Annotated in this window: 11 protein-coding genes and 1 pseudogene; 5 read left to right on the forward strand and 7 right to left on the reverse strand. The window is 67.0% G+C overall.

The window, feature by feature from the left end; genetic code table 11:
• Nucleotides 1-172 precede the first annotated feature (172 nt).
• From OG867_RS05830 to OG867_RS05840, 3 genes and pseudogenes are all read left to right on the forward strand, one after another.
• On the forward strand, nt 173-580 hold the full coding sequence (locus OG867_RS05830; RefSeq protein WP_406283348.1) for a hypothetical protein: 408 nt from the start codon (nt 173-175) through the stop codon (nt 578-580).
• A gap of 20 nt (nt 581-600) precedes the next feature.
• Nucleotides 601-2,415: pseudogene (locus OG867_RS05835) on the forward strand (caspase family protein); the annotation flags it as partial.
• A gap of 383 nt (nt 2,416-2,798) precedes the next feature.
• The gene (locus OG867_RS05840) at nt 2,799-3,761 is read left to right on the forward strand and encodes an AAA domain-containing protein (protein WP_406283350.1); all 963 of its coding nucleotides are present in this window, start codon (nt 2,799-2,801) and stop codon (nt 3,759-3,761) included.
• A 36-nt stretch (nt 3,762-3,797) separates the two neighbouring features.
• On the opposite strand, the gene OG867_RS05845 is transcribed toward OG867_RS05840, so the two are convergent.
• Both OG867_RS05845 and OG867_RS05850 read right to left on the reverse strand, forming a co-directional pair.
• The gene (locus tag OG867_RS05845) at nt 3,798-4,844 is read right to left on the reverse strand and encodes a beta family protein (RefSeq protein ID WP_406283352.1); all 1,047 of its coding nucleotides are present in this window, start codon (nt 4,842-4,844) and stop codon (nt 3,798-3,800) included.
• A gap of 1,264 nt (nt 4,845-6,108) precedes the next feature.
• The gene (locus OG867_RS05850; protein WP_406283354.1) at nt 6,109-7,692 is read right to left on the reverse strand and encodes a hypothetical protein; all 1,584 of its coding nucleotides are present in this window, start codon (nt 7,690-7,692) and stop codon (nt 6,109-6,111) included.
• 948 nt (nt 7,693-8,640) lie between these two features.
• Between OG867_RS05850 and OG867_RS05855 the strand changes: the two genes are divergently transcribed.
• Both OG867_RS05855 and OG867_RS05860 read left to right on the forward strand, forming a co-directional pair.
• Nucleotides 8,641-9,147, forward strand: coding sequence for a hypothetical protein (locus tag OG867_RS05855; RefSeq protein ID WP_406283356.1), 507 nt, complete (start codon nt 8,641-8,643; stop codon nt 9,145-9,147).
• Nucleotides 9,148-9,574: 427 nt separating this feature from the next.
• The gene (locus tag OG867_RS05860; protein ID WP_406283358.1) at nt 9,575-10,075 is read left to right on the forward strand and encodes a hypothetical protein; all 501 of its coding nucleotides are present in this window, start codon (nt 9,575-9,577) and stop codon (nt 10,073-10,075) included.
• 41 nt (nt 10,076-10,116) lie between these two features.
• On the opposite strand, the gene OG867_RS05865 is transcribed toward OG867_RS05860, so the two are convergent.
• The 5 genes from OG867_RS05865 to OG867_RS05885 form a co-directional block, all read right to left on the reverse strand.
• Nucleotides 10,117-11,055 carry a hypothetical protein gene (locus OG867_RS05865; protein WP_406283360.1) on the reverse strand — a complete coding sequence of 313 codons (939 nt, stop codon included), beginning with the start codon at nt 11,053-11,055 and terminating at the stop codon, nt 10,117-10,119.
• A gap of 256 nt (nt 11,056-11,311) precedes the next feature.
• Entirely contained in the window at nt 11,312-11,920 is a 609-nt protein-coding gene (locus OG867_RS05870; protein ID WP_406283362.1) for a hypothetical protein, read from the reverse strand.
• Nucleotides 11,921-12,336: 416 nt separating this feature from the next.
• On the reverse strand, nt 12,337-13,425 hold the full coding sequence (locus OG867_RS05875; RefSeq protein ID WP_406283364.1) for a tyrosine-type recombinase/integrase: 1,089 nt from the start codon (nt 13,423-13,425) through the stop codon (nt 12,337-12,339).
• 57 nt (nt 13,426-13,482) lie between these two features.
• A complete protein-coding gene (locus OG867_RS05880; protein WP_406283366.1) occupies nt 13,483-13,689 on the reverse strand; it encodes a helix-turn-helix domain-containing protein in 207 nt (68 codons plus the stop codon).
• A 235-nt stretch (nt 13,690-13,924) separates the two neighbouring features.
• Nucleotides 13,925-14,554, reverse strand: a complete 630-nt coding sequence (locus OG867_RS05885; protein ID WP_406283368.1) for a tyrosine-type recombinase/integrase — start codon at nt 14,552-14,554, stop codon at nt 13,925-13,927.
• Nucleotides 14,555-14,595: the final 41 nt, after the last annotated feature.

A 14,595-nucleotide genomic window follows, 5' to 3' on the forward strand; every position in this document is an offset into this window, starting at 1 on the left:
GTGTGCGAAGAAGTCGATGCCGGTCCGGACAGGAAGGACCGCACGGACCGCGCTGCGCGTTTCACGCCATTGACCAGCCTGTTTCGGCTACCCAGGGAGCGCCGCACTATGCCCCCGGATAGCCTTGCGGATCCGTGTATCCGCCGCATGGGAACCAAAGGACACAGTGAACGTGAGCATCATCCACGCGGGGCCGGTGGGCTACCGCCTCTCCATCGTCGACGAGGACCCGCTGCGCTCCCGGCGCGAAGCGCGGGAGCTGCTCGCGGCGATCACCGGCACCGATCCGCACGCCGCACTCGATGTTCCCCGACCTCAGGATCCGGGCACCGACGACAGTCTCAAGGGCGGCCCGGTCACCGACCTGATCGGGCTGGTGTTCGGCGGCGGTTCCTTGGCCGCCGCCGCCGTTCAGATCTGGCTGGCACGCGTGCCGCAGCGGACCATCGTCGTCACCCGGCCCGACGGGGCGACGCTGCGCATCTCCGGGAAAGAGGCGCGGGTCGACGACGAGCGGATCGAGCGTTTCCTCACCGACGGCTCGGAGGACCTCCACGGAGACGGACCGACCGCAGAGTGAGTGACAACGACCGGTACGCCATGCTCATCGGCGTATCCACGTACGACAGTGACCGCTACCACGATCTGCCGCCCGTCCGGGCCGACCTGCACTACATGCAGGCGGTGCTGGAGAGCACCGAGATCGGCATGTACAACGACTGCGCGCTGGTCGCCGAGCCGACCCGCGCCGAGATGCTGCACGCGATCGAGACGTTCCTGGAGGAGCGGCAGCCCATCGAGACCGCTCTGCTCTACTTCAGCGGCCATGGGGAGTTCTGCGAGGCGGACGGCCAGCTGTACTTTCTCACCCGGGATGCCGATCCGGACGACCTGCCGGGAACGGCGGTGCCCGCCGAGTTCCTGGAGCGGATGCTCCAGTCCTGCCGGGCATCCTCGAAAGTGGTACTGCTGGACTGCTGCTCCAGCGGTTCCGTCGTACAGGGCTGGACCGCCAAGGGCGCATCCAAGTCGGATGCCCAGCCCGCGCCCAGCACACTGCTGCATCCGACCGGGGTGTACTTCATCACCGCCTCCGACGCCCTCCAGGCCGCTTCGGCGATGGCCCCGGCCGGGTCCTCCCTCGGCACCTCCCGATTCACCGGTGAGATCGTGGAAGGGCTGCGTTCGGGGCGGATCAAGGACAGTGGCTGGATCACACCGGACGACCTCTTCACGTACCTGACCGCCCAGATGGTGCGCGCCGGAGTGCCGCAGGAGCAGCGGCCGACCAAGTCCACGATTCGGGCCACGAGTTCGCTCCCCCTGGCACGCTCCGTGGCGCGGTCGGTGAACCTTCCCGCCCTGCCCGGCGACGGCAGCACCCGGGCCGACCGGAACACCTCCCCCGCGCTGCTGAAGGCACGGGAACTGGCCGGGCTCGACGCCCGGGACGGCGTCGACCGGCAACGGCTGCTGCGTTACTACGTGCACTGCTTGAGCGCGCAGGCGGCGTCGGGCATGCTGCCCGATCGGGACAGCGGACGAGGCTCCGCGTACTTCTTGCTGGGGCAGGGGTCCGAGACGATCCAGTCCGGGCTCGGCCCCACCCTCCCCGCTCCCCCCCAGCTGCCGAGGCCGAAGAGTGGAGGGGCCGGATCTGCGAATGGCGCCGGGCTCCAGGAGTACTGGTACGGATATCCGGCGATCACCCTTCCCGAGCGCGGCGGGGACGGCCGACGCCGGGCCGCGGTGCGGATCGCGCCGTTGCTGATCCAGTCGATGGAACTCGCCCCCGATGCAGACGGCCGTGACAGGCTCCGCCCGAACGGGGTTCCCTCTCTCCACACGGGGCTGATCACGGACCTGCTGGACGATGAGGCCGCTGCGGACCTCCTGGCCCGCTGGCAGCCGGCCTGGCAGGAGGGCAACGGCACGCAGATGGTGCGGGCCGTGCGCGAGCTTCTAGCGGAACTCGGTGTTCCGGAGCTGGAGCCCTTGGACCTGTCGGCGCTCAGTGAGCGATCCGTGATGGACTCGCTACGGCCCGGTGCTCACAACGCCGCGGTTCTCCTCGCGCCCTCGGGTGTGGAACGGATCGCGACCGAGGCGCTCGTGGACAACCTGCTCCAGATGTCGACACGTACCGCACAGATGCCCGGCACCGCGCTGGACGCGCTCCTCACGGGCGGCGAAGAGGCGGTGGTGGACCGTGAAGCGCCGGGCGTCGTCGCCCCGGGGCCGTGCAACGAGAGCCAGGAGCGCGTGATCAGAGCGGCGATGACCCGTCCACTGACCGTCGCGACCGGGCCACCCGGTACCGGCAAGAGCGAGGTCGTGACGGCCGTGGTCGCGACGGCCGTCGCCGCAGGCCAGACCGTGCTGGTCGCCTCCACGAACAACGAGGCCGTGAACGTGGTGGCCGACCGCTGTGACGCGATCTCGCCCGGCCTGCTGATGCGGACGGGCAACGCCGCGGCGCTGGAGCGGGAGGCCGCGAAACTGGAGCAACTTCTCAGCCGCTCCGCTGAACCTCCGGGACGCGGGACTGCAACCGTAGCCGGTGACCTTCGCAACCGGCACGCACGAGCGCTCGCACACCGGGCGGAGGCGGCGCGGCTGGTGGGCGACGAAATGGCGTTGGTGGAGTTGCTACGGCAGCGCGCCCAGGAGGCCGACGCCCTCGGCCTGGCCGTAGAACTGCTCAAAGGACTCTGGGCCGACGACGAGACCGACAGGCTCTCCCGCTGGGAGGAGCGGGCCCGTGGGGCCGCCCAGGCCCGATGGTTCGGCTTCGGCCGATGGCGCAGGGGACGTGCCCTCTCGGCGTTCGTCGCCGGTTCCGGTGCGGCGCCGGCCGACCCGTGGCCGTCCTGGGTCTCGGCCCGGCCCGCGCCACCCGAGCTCCTGCTCGCTCTGGCGGAGGCTGTGGCCGTGGAACGTGCGCTGCGAGAACGCGTGCCCCTGCTCCTCGGCCGGGACGAGGAACAGCTGAAACAGGCACGGCGGAGGCGGGGCGGGTACGGGAGACGGTGGACGAGCTACTGCTGCGGCTTCCGCCGGACGCGACGGTCGGTGTTGTCACGCCGTTCCGGGCCCAGAAGGAAGCGCTCGCCCGCTTCTGGCCAGACAACGAGCGGGTCAGGGTGGGAACGGTGCACGCCTTTCAGGGCGGGCAGCGCGATGTCATGGTCCTGAGTCCGGTAGCAACCGACAACACCCCTCCGCGTACGGCGCATTGGGTGGCGAGTCAGGTCAATCTGTGGAACGTTGCCGTCACCCGGGCAAAGTCTCAGCTGATCACCGTGGGCAGTCACGCGTTCTGGCAGGACCAGGCGGGGCTGCCCGCATTGCTCGCCGAGCGGTCGACGGTGCTGGGCACGGACGCGTATGCCGACCAGGACACCGCGGTCAGGGCGGAGACGGTCTCCGGCGTGCGCGAAGAACTCGCGGATCGGCTCCAGGAGTATCTGGGGGAGCGTGGGATCACCGATCTGGAACGTGCGGCCGTCGTCGGTGGGCACACCGTGGATCTGCTGTTCACCGTGGACGGCACAAATACCGCCGTACTGATCGATCCTGGCCCCCGCGACAACCAGGATCCGGCCCGGCACCTGCGGCTGACCCACGCACGGGCCGATCTATTGACCGGGCTTCCGTCCGGTGGTGCCGGGGCGAAGGCCGGGCCGGTAACCCGGACTGTCCGGGTCCCGGCATGGCGGATCCTGGCCGGCGAGGCGGTGTTGGAGCCCCTGTTCAGCTGATGCGTCGGGTAGCCGAACAGGGGCAGAGGGGCGCTGTCATTCCCGCAGGCTCCGCACGACGTAGGTCATGTGCTGGACGTTGCCGACGCGAAGCCAGACGGAGGCATTTCCGGTGCCCTTAGTGCCGTAGCCGCACGCGCAGTCCCTCAGCCAGCTCTCGCCTGCACCGGCCACCGCGCCCCGGAAGTCAGGCAGTTCAAGCAGCCGGCGGGCCGCCGCCCGGTTCACGGCGGTCCGGTCCTCGCCTCGCGCAAGTACTTTGGCGAGGACGAACGACTCGGCGGTGGTGTAGCGAAGCACGCCCCAGGCGGGGCCGCCCCCACCCGCCGATGGTTCGCGTGCGATGACCCGGGCGGACTGGATGCCGTAGTCGCCGAAGCTGAGCCACGGGACGTAGCCGCGGGCGGCGGCGGTCAGCTCACGCCAGACGAGCCAGTCCGTGCGAGGTTCGGCCCGCAATCCTTCCTCCAGCATCTTCGCGGTCACGGACGGGAACCCACCGCTCAGAATGGCTGCGGTTCTCCAGGGTGTCAGGGGCATCAGCGCATCGAACGCACGCAGTGCCTCCTTTTCTGCATCGGGGCGATCGCCCAAGACCGCACCCAGGTCGAGGAGCAGATCCGCCTCGTCGGCAGGATCCAGGCGGGCGAGCAGGGCGCGAACAGCGTGGGCTGCGTGATCGTCCCACTCGCCCGGCAGTGCCACCCGTATGCCGATGCCGCTCCCGCTGCGCCGCGCAGCCTCCAGCGCGGCTGTCTGCTGGAACTCAGGACGGTCGGGCCCGGTGACCGGACGCAGTGCGCTCAGCTCACCGAGGTCGGCCAGCACGGACATGAAGACCCGCAGTTGGACCTCCCCTGCGAAGGGGGTATCGATCCAGGCCGGATGATGGCGCTGCACTCTGCTCACATCATGCGCTTCGCGCCGTGTGTGTGCGACGAGTACGTCGCGTACCGACCCATGACGCGGCGGAAGGTTCCAGAGCGGCACCACCGCTCCCTGAACAGCCGGACTCAACTGCCGGTACGCCGCGATGGCGTGCGGCGCCGCCGACAGGACGGGAACGTACGACGGTCCGGACATGACGGCTCCCCCTTGGCTGTGCCCGTGCCCTGGCTCCCCTTCTTCAGGGTCCACCCCGTCGGCATTTCATGGAATGACGCCTTTTCGGCCTGGGTGGCTGGACTACGCCAGCGGCCTGCTCACCAAGATCGGCTACGCGGATGGCACGCCCGACGCCACCCTCGGCTACGACGGGGCCGGGCGCATGACCGGCTCCATCACCGCGATCAGGGGAAGGTTCCGCTCTGATGTCGATGACATCGCGGAGCTCGGAGCACACGAACCTTCGCTTCCATCTCGCCAGGCTCGGCGCCGTCGATCTCGTGGGCGGGGCGTTCGGGAAGCCGGGGGAGCTGAAAAATGAAGCTCCCCCCGCGGCTGGCCACCGCCACGGTGGCTGCGAAAGTCGCCGACTTCGACGGCGCACGTGCCGTTCTGACGGAGCCGAAACGGTTGTACGTCACATCGGCCGGATAGCCGTCGCCTCTGGTCCGGGGCCACGGTCGGGCTGTTCGCGGCACGCCGCTCGCGCCCATATCCAGCGGTGTGGCGGATAACGGACGGAGTGGGGCTCACGGTGCGGTCTAGCCTGGCAGGCCCGTGTGCCGCATGCACAGCGCCAAGGGCGGATTTGCGAGCGCCGTCGCCCTGATTCATCACAGCACTGCGGCTCGCCATACGTTTCCATCCCCTGCGAGGATCGGCTGCTGGACACTGGCGCGACCGCCTCCGTCGGCTTCTTCAAGGCCGAGCTGGCAAGACGCTGCCCACGTCGAACGCCTCGCCGTCCAGCGGGCCTCCACTCGAAGGGTTCGAGGCCCGGCACCACCGGTCCCAAGCGACCACGAGCACTGCCGGACACGCATGACGTCCCGTCAGAATGAGCGTCGAAATGATCTCTCACTGCCCCGCGAAGATGGGGGCCGTGAATCCCTCATCCCACACGCCATCCACAGAACCGCAGGTCAGGAGTCCTTCTTCGCCGGCTCAAGGATCGCCACGCACTCCACATGGTGCGTCATCGGAAAGATGTCGGCCTGGGCGGGTCAGAGAAAGGCGCAGGTCAGAGCCAGATTATTGACTCCCTGCTCCTGGTGCGGGCACCAAGAGCGTCAAATGAGCGTCACGGCCAACAGTCCGTCCCTCCTCTCGAGGCGGAAGGGGCACGACCAGCTCACCTGCACGAGCCACTGCCATGTGCGCCCGGCGGCCTGGACCCGCCGTCGCACGGTGTCCGGATGGCCACTACGGATGCCGGCAGGTACAAGGTGCCTGCTGGGATCGGCTACAGGTGTAGGCCCACGTGATTCACGATGAACCGCTTCTCCTCGGAATCGAGGGCAAAGTAGATGCGTCCGACCTCGTTGGGCGAGACGGCGTCCCGGACCTTGATGTGCGGCAGTCCGTCCCAGCGCTTCCCGTTGAACATGAAGTAACGCTTGTCCTTGTCCTTGCTGAGTTTCTCGTCATTGGGCGCGAATTTAAGTCCGTGGTTGTCGTAGAACCACTGGGCCAGCCTAGGCATCTTGCCGGAATGGGAGTACAGGTCGACGGCAGCCTGCGCGAGGGCTGTCAGCCGGTCGGTCATCTCCTGGGGGTACGGGTAGCGGGAGTTCTTCCAAGCGCGCGCAGCTCTCGCCGTGAACACGATGTGCTCCTCCGACGCCTTGGCGAGAGCTTCGAAAGTGAGCACGGCATCCGACCCCAAAGAAGGGATCTCGCTCCAGGCATCGAATGTGGCCGCCCTCCCGCCCTTCGAGAGGCTCAGGTACTCGTTCTTCCAGTAGTCCCGGTCCTGACGCAGGGCCTCAGCAGTGGCGGCATCGTCTCGCGCCTTGTCGCGTTCCTCCATGCAGCTCTGTGCCATGCTTTCCCAGGACGTGGCGTCCTCTTCGAGCTGCCGGACCCGTTTCTGCAGTGCTTCGAGCTCGGCGGTCGTGTCTCCGGCGGCTTGGGCGAGCGACAACTGCTCCGCCGCCCTACGGGCTCCCGCGCGGTACGAAGCCTGCCGCGCACGTTCCCACGCCGTGTCACTGCCACGAGCGATGACAGAGAGATGGGCGAGCGAAAGCATCAACCGCCGTCCCACGAAGGACGGCTGGGACACCTCCTCACGCGAGTACGAGGGGTGTTCCAGGGCGAGGTCGGGCCAGACCAGCCGGGCGCCACCGCTGGGTACGGCCAACTGCTCGTGAGCCCGCCGGACCGCTTGTGCAGTCACGTAGTTCAGGGTCACCACCTGGGCCAAGCCAGCCAGTTGCCCCGACGCGTCGGCCGCCGCACTCCATCCCGCCCGGTCCCTGGGATGTACCAGGAGAATGGGGAGCCGCGTGCGCAGCGCCAGGACATCGAGGAGTACGTCAGCATGGTTCTCCTCCCGGATCCTCTCGTACCGTCCCGTGGCGAGCTGGCTCAGCACCCGCACTTCGAGCTCCTGGTCGCCGAGCACCGCCCGCAGCAGGTTCGGGCGCTTGAGCTGCGGATCCTGCACCGGTGCTATCCAGCCGTCGGGGATCTCCCTGCCCATTACGATCCTGAGCCCGCCACCGCCCTCCTCCGACTGGGAGACCGTGACCCGGGTGACGAACTGGGCCGGCCCCGTAGAGAGCGGCTGATGGATGGTCATGCGCAGCGCGCGGGTGAGGTCGTCGCCTGCCACGGTCCAGCTCACTGTTCGGTCACCCTGGCCAGGAAACTTGCCAACGAGCACCGCCCGACCATCCCGGTCGAGTTCGGTCACCGAAGGTGCCGGTACACGTCCGTGGTGGCCGAGCCAGTCGGCGAGATGGCCGCGGAGGCTCTCGTAGACGCGGCCCGGCTGCTCTTGGGCGGACCGGATATCGAAACTGACGGCGTACAGCGCCTGCACGGCGGCTCCCCTCACCCCCGATGCCCTGCACGACGACCGTTTCCCCCTCGAAGGCGGTCTGGGCACCACTGGGAGAGCAACCCTAATACCGCTCCGCCCATGTCAGTAATGCCATGGGCGGAGCTTCGGGGCCGACCGTCCGGTCAACCGACGCCATAGCTGCGGGCCCCAACGGGCCCGATGAAGTGGGGAACCGTCCGGCACTCCGCAGCCCGTCTTGTCGGGCGGCGGGGGATGGTCGCGTACACGCCAGTCGACGAGCACGTCAACGAGGAGCAGTCTGCGTTTTCCGCCCTCGTCCGGATCGGGAGCCGGTCGCGATAGCCGGGCGGGGTGAGTATCGGTCACCTCGATCCGGACGCCGCCCAGCCACTCATCGCGGAAAGGGGACGGCAAGAAGCCCCGTCGGGTGATGCGGCCATGGAGGACGGCGTTCGCAGCGAGTTCCCCACACACTTCATGTGCAGGGCCATCGGGAAATCTGTGTGACAGTTCTGACCCAGAAAGAGTGGCAGGTCAGAAAGGGTTTCTCGGCCCCTCCGTGGACTCTCTGTGACTGCCCGGAGCGCCACCTGAGCGTCACGATCGACATAAGTCCATCAGGCTCCAGCAACGACCCAGGACATGACAACATCGACCGCAACTGCCTCGTCGCATAGGACCGGGGCCCTTTCCCTGCTCGCACTCCTGCTGCTGCAGGTGCTGTCCACCCACCACGGCCGCCCCACCCCCCTCCGCATTCAAGTTCCCCGTGGGGACCGCCCTCGTGCTGTCCCGACCATGCGGCCATCGGTCGGGGCGTGCCGTTGACTGGCGGCGAGTGGGTACGCCTGCCCCCGGTACTGCTCACAGAGGCGTGGCGAGCAGCCCGAAGACGAGGAAGAGAGGCTAGTCGGTGGGGACCGCTACTATCCAGGATCCTCACGGGACGACGAACGGAGTCAGGGAATGGGCTACGTGAACGAAGCGGCGATCAAGCGGAAGCTGGGTATCCCGAACTTTCGGAGCCTGTCCAAGGACAAGGTGCTCAAGCTCGCAGCAGCCATGCCCGGGATGGCCACCGAGGTGCGGCTCAAGCTCATCGAGCAGTTCCCTGCCTTCAAGGACCTGGGCAAGGCCAACATCGATGCGGTCAAAGAGGCCCACAAGTCCACTCTCGCAGCCAATGAGAACAGTCAGAACCACTTCTATAAGGCTTCACAGGACCAGCGGGACGCTCTGCAGGCCGACCTCGGCCGGGACGACCTCAGCTGGGCGCAACGGGAGGCCCTCCACGACCGCCTCGACCAAAACGTACAGCGGGTAGGCGAGAAGGACAGCGAGAACAAGCAGTTCCTGGGGGCGGGGATGAAGTTGGTGGCAACCGCCGGTGCAGCCGCCCTCGCACTGAGCGTGGTATACGTCGGCGGCAAGAACACTGGAGCGAGCGAAAACGGTTCCGAGGAATCCCAGTAGGACAGAGACTGGTCCTCTGGAGTGGCCCCCGCGGGTCAAGGCTCGCGGGGTGCGATCTGTCTTCTTGAAGAAAATCGGCACCTGGGTCAAAGTGCGGCGGCGAAGTTCGTCAAGGCGACGGGTTTTGCCCGCACGATCAGGAAGGCCCCCCGCGCACCAGCGGGTGCTCTTCACCGTCCTGAGGCGGTGATGGTCCGCTCGCAGGATGCTCGTAGGCTTGCATGCCATGACAACGCGGATAGCGGAGGATCAGGTGCTCAATCCGTGGACCCGCACGACCAGGAACGCACCGTACGCGGTCCCCGAAGACCTGCCGCACTTGTAAGCCCTCGCCGATGCCCAAGTCCACCCTTCGCACGCGCCCTACCAGCTCAACCTAACCCTCTCGCCGGAGCCGTTCATCGGCCTCCACGACGCGCCCCTGGTCATGCTGCTGGCCAACCCAGGCGTGAGCGATGCAGACCCGGCTGCCTACGCCCGGCCCGGCGTGACCGAGCGAACGCTGCAACACATCGCGAACGCCGGCGGGACCCCCAACCACTTCCTGACGCACCCTGACAAGGACCATCCTGGACTCCGGTGGTGGTCCCGAGCCCTGAACGGCCTGACGAAGCGGGGACACAGCCACGACGAACTCGCCCGGCGGATCCTTGCCGTGCAATTCCATAGCTACCATTCGCAATCGTGGCGGCCGATCCCCTACACACTGCCCTCCCAGTCCTTCGCCTTCTACCTGGTGCGCCGCGCCATGACCCGTGACGCGGTGATCGTCCTCGGGCGCATCGCGGCCATCTGGAAGATCGCCGTGCCGGAGCTGGCGTCGTATCCGAATGTGGTGACGCCGAAACAAAACCGGAGGGTGCAGATCAGCCGGGGCAACTTCAGCCCTGACGACTTCGAGCGGATCGAGCGAGCCCTCAAGAGCTGAGCACACACGGCGATGCGGTGCGCCTCCAGCGGGAAGGGCGGTCAGAGGTTGGCACGCGCTTCGGCCAGCTTCACGTCCGCCGCCCGCATCTCCCCGCATGCCTGCGGATGCTTCTGATCCATCTCCTCAAGCTGCACCGGCGACTTGCACAGAGCCGTGGTCGCCTTCAGGTCCAGTTCGGCGTCGACCTCGTACGGCTTTTGTGAACCGATCGGCGCCGGTCGAGGCGACGACTTCACATGCGCCATCGCCGCGATCTTTCCTTCGACCCCGCCGAAGTAGATCCACAGCCGGTCGTTCTCCCTCATCCGCTTCAGGGGCCTCCCGAGCCACCACTCGGTCGAACCGGGGTTCTCGCGCGCCAACCTCGCGACCCGCTCTGGGGTGGAGGGGCCATTCTCGATCGTGTCGCGCTCCGGATCCAGGCAATACAGCCAGTCCCGAGGACCGACGACCTGGTAGACGGCGCGCCCGCCTCGGTTCGGAATCTTTTCCAGCACCTCCTGCTCGGTCAGCGCCCGCAGCAGTGCACGGGCCCGCTTATCGTCGATCTCCCAGCCGTAGCTGCTCATGGTGGCGACGACGCGAGCCGCGTCCCACTCTCCGTTTTCGCTGGTCACCCGGCTCTCCAGCACCTCCACCTGGGTCAGCCGTGTCTGAGTGCGTGGTCGACCATGCCGTTCCAGCAGGTCGTACAGCTTCGCCGCGCCCATGCTCGCAGCGATACCGAGGGCGTACCGGTCCACGGTGCCGCTTTCGTCGACCGCCACGATGGCCCTCTCCCGCCAATCCTCCAAGCTCTCCAGCAGCCTGGTCACGGCTTCGATGTTCCGCCACAGGTCATGAGGCGCCGCCTGCTCCGACAGCAGCACCTTGCCTTGCAGTACGGCGCGCACCACTCGGGCGAGCTGGTCGGAGCTGATCACGACGCTCTCCTGGCTTCCGTCGTCACCGAAATTAAAGTCCACCCGTGTCGCCACTGCGTCTCCTCTTCTCTGGCTTGGAGAGAAGGTTACATCTCGCTTCTGCCGGCGCGTCACCGTTGCAACAAAACGGACAGTTGGCTTCCCGAGGCGCCCGGTCAGGTTGCGGGCGCGGCCCGGCGTGAGGCCATTGACGTCCTGGCCGTCCGCGCGCCGATCCTGGGGAGGGGAAAACCGGAGACAAGGTCCACAAACTCGGCGAGCAGGTCAGCCTGCTGCAACCACACCTACAACTGACAGGCCCGCTGGCTGGCTACATGGCCTTCGACTTATGCCTCCAAACGGCATGCTCTAGCCCGCCTTTGTCGTGCCCGAGAAGCGCGGCGGCTTCCTCATACACGGCGCGCAACTGGTGGTATGGGAGGTCCGGAACACCAGCGTCCCCGGCGAAGGCACGCAGGTGTACGTCAACGGCGACGTGCGAACGGCCAACTAGATTGCCGATGTAGTCGATGCTCTTCGGCCCCACTCCCTTCACCGTGCGCAGTGCGGCGCGATTGACCTGATGATCGAGCCAGGCGTGAAGGTCCTCGCGGGTATCGACCCCGTCGGCAGCGAGGAGGTCGGTGATGGCGTGAGCCGTCGCGACCTTCTGTGCGTGGTTGAACTTCATGGCCACGGCAAGGTCTGCCGTGACGAGCCGGCGCTGAAATCCGCGGACTGTCCTCGCATCAGCCCAGCTCAGCTGCAAATGGAGAAGCCGCGGTCGGAGAGTCCTCTCGTAGTTGCACCGTGGCTGAAAGCTGACGTCGCAGATGACAGCACCCATGTGGGTCCATCCGCCAGGCTGGAGAAACGGTCCGCTGCCAAGGAAGTGTCGAACGTGGTCGGCGAGCTGTTGGGCAGGGCTGGATGCGAGCATGGGTCAAGGATGGCGCTGCCGTCCGGCAAGCTGGTGGGAAAGCTCAAAATTCTAGAATGGATGGAGCAGGGGGCCGTTCCATCGTGCAGCTCCCTCCATGATGGGAAGGCTGGCCATCTCGGCTACCGGGTCTCCGTCGAGACCGGGAAGAGGCGTAGCTGAGTGGGCGGAGGCGTATGCCGCACGGCTCGACCCGCTGCACCACGCGCTGGTCACTTCGCCTGAGCCCCCGGCCAGGCGGGAGGTTCTGCGCGAGCTTGCAAAGGTCGATGCCTACGCCTACCCGTGGCCGTTGGATGCTGACGCCCGCTGGGTGCTCTCGCAGGAACAGCCGACCGATTGGAACGTGATCGTGACCGCGTTCCGCTCGCAACCGGCTTCGCCCCTGTCCAAGCAGGACAGGGGCGAAGGATCGTTTATGCGGCGATCGTGAGCGGGGTTTCCATCCGCTCCCAGGCCCCAAGGACGGCCTTGTGGGCGTCCGGCTGCAGGTGGGCGTAGCGCTGGGTGGTCTGGAAGCTCTCGTGGCCGAGGAGGTGCTGGACCTCGTAGAGGGAGACTCCTTTCTGGACCAGCCATGAGGCGCATGTGTGGCGCATGGAGTGGGGCGGGTAGTGCGGGACGAGTTGCTGCTCGCCGTCGTCATCGAAGTAGTGAGCCTTTTCGATGGCTGGCCACCAGGTCTGTCGGCGCCAGTTGCCGTCATCGAGGAGCCGTCCGGCCCTGCCTTTGGTGACGGTGGTGAATACCACGGCATCCCGGTCGAGCCGGTAGATGTGACGTTCAAGTGCTTCCAGGACATGGGCCGGGAGCGGGACCTCCCGGCGGCTCCTGGAGCTCTTGGGATACTCCTTGATGCCCCTCTTGGTGTTGACCTCGACCACGAAAAGGCGCGAGCGGCGCTGGTCGATGCGGTGACGGTGAAGGCCGGAGAGTTCGCCCCAGCGCAGTCCGGTGTAGACGCCCAGTAGGCACATCGTCTTCCAGGGGGCGGGAAGCTCGTCGAGAATGCTCTGCGCCTGGTCGGTCGTGAACCACTGCGGCGGCTTGACGGCGATCTGAGGCAGGTCGATGCGGCGGCACGGGCTCAACGCGATCACATCGTCATCCACGGCCGCGCGCATGATGGACGACGTCAGGTTGTACGCCCGCTTGATCGCGGCAGCGCCCACGCCCTTCTCCACCAGGGAGCGGATCCAGCTCTGGACGTCCATGCGAGTAACAGCCCGCATCTCCCAGTCCGCCCAGTGGGGCATGACGTGGTTTTTGATGGTGGAGGCGTCGCCGCGCAGGGTGCGGGGCTCAACGATGCGGGCGTCCCACCACCTGGCGTGCCACTCACGGAACGTGATCTCGCCGGCCCGCGGGTCGCGCATGCCTCCGCGGGCGGACTGTGTCTCCATCTCGATGCCCCAGGCGCGAGCCTGCGCCTTGAGGGGGAACGACTCGCTGTACCGGTCTCCTGCCCGGTTGCGTACGGTCGCCTGCCAGTTGCCGGACTTCAACTTGCGGAGGTACAGGTTCTACTCCTTGTTTCGACGACGGGGCCGCCCTGATCGGGGTCAGCGGCGAGTTGTCGGTATGACAACGGCGCGACGGCTGAGGAACTCGTCAAGGCTGGCCGCGGGGACCCGCACACGGGAGCGGCCTGGCCCGGTGCGGAGGTCGACGACAGACAGGTCGCCGGCTGCGATGAAGCGATAGACGGTTCGACGGTCGACGTCCAGGGCGGCGGCGACGGTGGGTATGGACAGCAGGCGTGCGGGCATAGCGGGGCCTCGAAGTACTGGGAAAGGGCTGGGCGTCCGGCGAGACGGCCATCAGAGCGTCGGCCGGTGCAAGGGCGGGCAAGTCACCCGGCCGGGGGGAACGCGTAGAAAGCCTCGGCCGCGAACGAAGGTTGATCGCACGGCGGCTTCATCGCGCTCAGGAGTTCATACCAACAGGGCAGTTCTGCCCCACGCGCCCCGCGCTCTGGACCTCAGCCAGAGCGGTGGGCGAAACTCACCACTTCAGTGACTCTGGAAGACCCATGACGTCCGCCAGGCGGTCCCAGTCGATCTCGGCGTCTTTTTCATGGAAGCAGTGCGGGTAACGCAGGGCCAGCCAACTCGGATTCACACCGGCCAACTCAGCAACCATGAAAGGTGAGATGCCTGTCCCGAGCCACTTCACCAGGCAGGACTCCCGGAGAATAGAGATGGGCTCCCCCAGGCGCCACCAGTACCGCTCATCCCGTGGCAGAACGGCCTCTTGCGCCTGCTCCCATACCCGCTGGTATACGGAAGTTGAGGCTGAACGTCCGCCCAAATCGGGAAACAGGAGATCGTCCTCCCGAAGGCCGGCCTCACTTATCCATGCCCGCAGAAACTCAACGGACGGCGACCGGAGGGGAACCTCCCTCACTTTCCCCCTGTAGCGGACGGTCAGCTTGCCCAGGCCACGCTCCGGGAGCACCACGTCGCTCACTCGCAGCCCACGGGCTTCGCCCGGGCGCAGAGCCTGCTCGGCCACAACACGCATGAAGGGGTACACCGACCGTTCAACACCCTCCTGTCCACGCACCCACTCAAGCAGCGCTCGAACCTGCTCCTCCGGATACAGCCACTCTTCTTCCATGACTTCGACCGACATAGTTTTGACTCCTTGGCGCAACGACGGAACATACCCGGCAG

It is taken from the genome of Streptomyces sp. NBC_00209, from assembly GCF_045206345.1.
In the GTDB taxonomy this organism is placed as follows: domain Bacteria; phylum Actinomycetota; class Actinomycetes; order Streptomycetales; family Streptomycetaceae; genus Streptomyces.

Bases quoted from the DNA above. Each gene is read 5' to 3' on its own strand.
- OG867_RS05840 (WP_406283350.1), top strand. From the start codon at position 2,799: ATGGCGCAGGGGACGTGCCCTCTCGGCGTTCGTCGCCGGTTCCGGTGC.
- OG867_RS05845 (WP_406283352.1), bottom strand. From the start codon at position 4,844: ATGTCCGGACCGTCGTACGTTCCCGTCCTGTCGGCGGCGCCGCACGCC.
- OG867_RS05855 (WP_406283356.1), top strand. From the start codon at position 8,641: ATGGGCTACGTGAACGAAGCGGCGATCAAGCGGAAGCTGGGTATCCCG.
- OG867_RS05860 (WP_406283358.1), top strand. From the start codon at position 9,575: ATGCTGCTGGCCAACCCAGGCGTGAGCGATGCAGACCCGGCTGCCTAC.
- OG867_RS05870 (WP_406283362.1), bottom strand. From the start codon at position 11,920: ATGCTCGCATCCAGCCCTGCCCAACAGCTCGCCGACCACGTTCGACAC.
- OG867_RS05880 (WP_406283366.1), bottom strand. From the start codon at position 13,689: ATGCCCGCACGCCTGCTGTCCATACCCACCGTCGCCGCCGCCCTGGAC.
- OG867_RS05885 (WP_406283368.1), bottom strand. From the start codon at position 14,554: ATGTCGGTCGAAGTCATGGAAGAAGAGTGGCTGTATCCGGAGGAGCAG.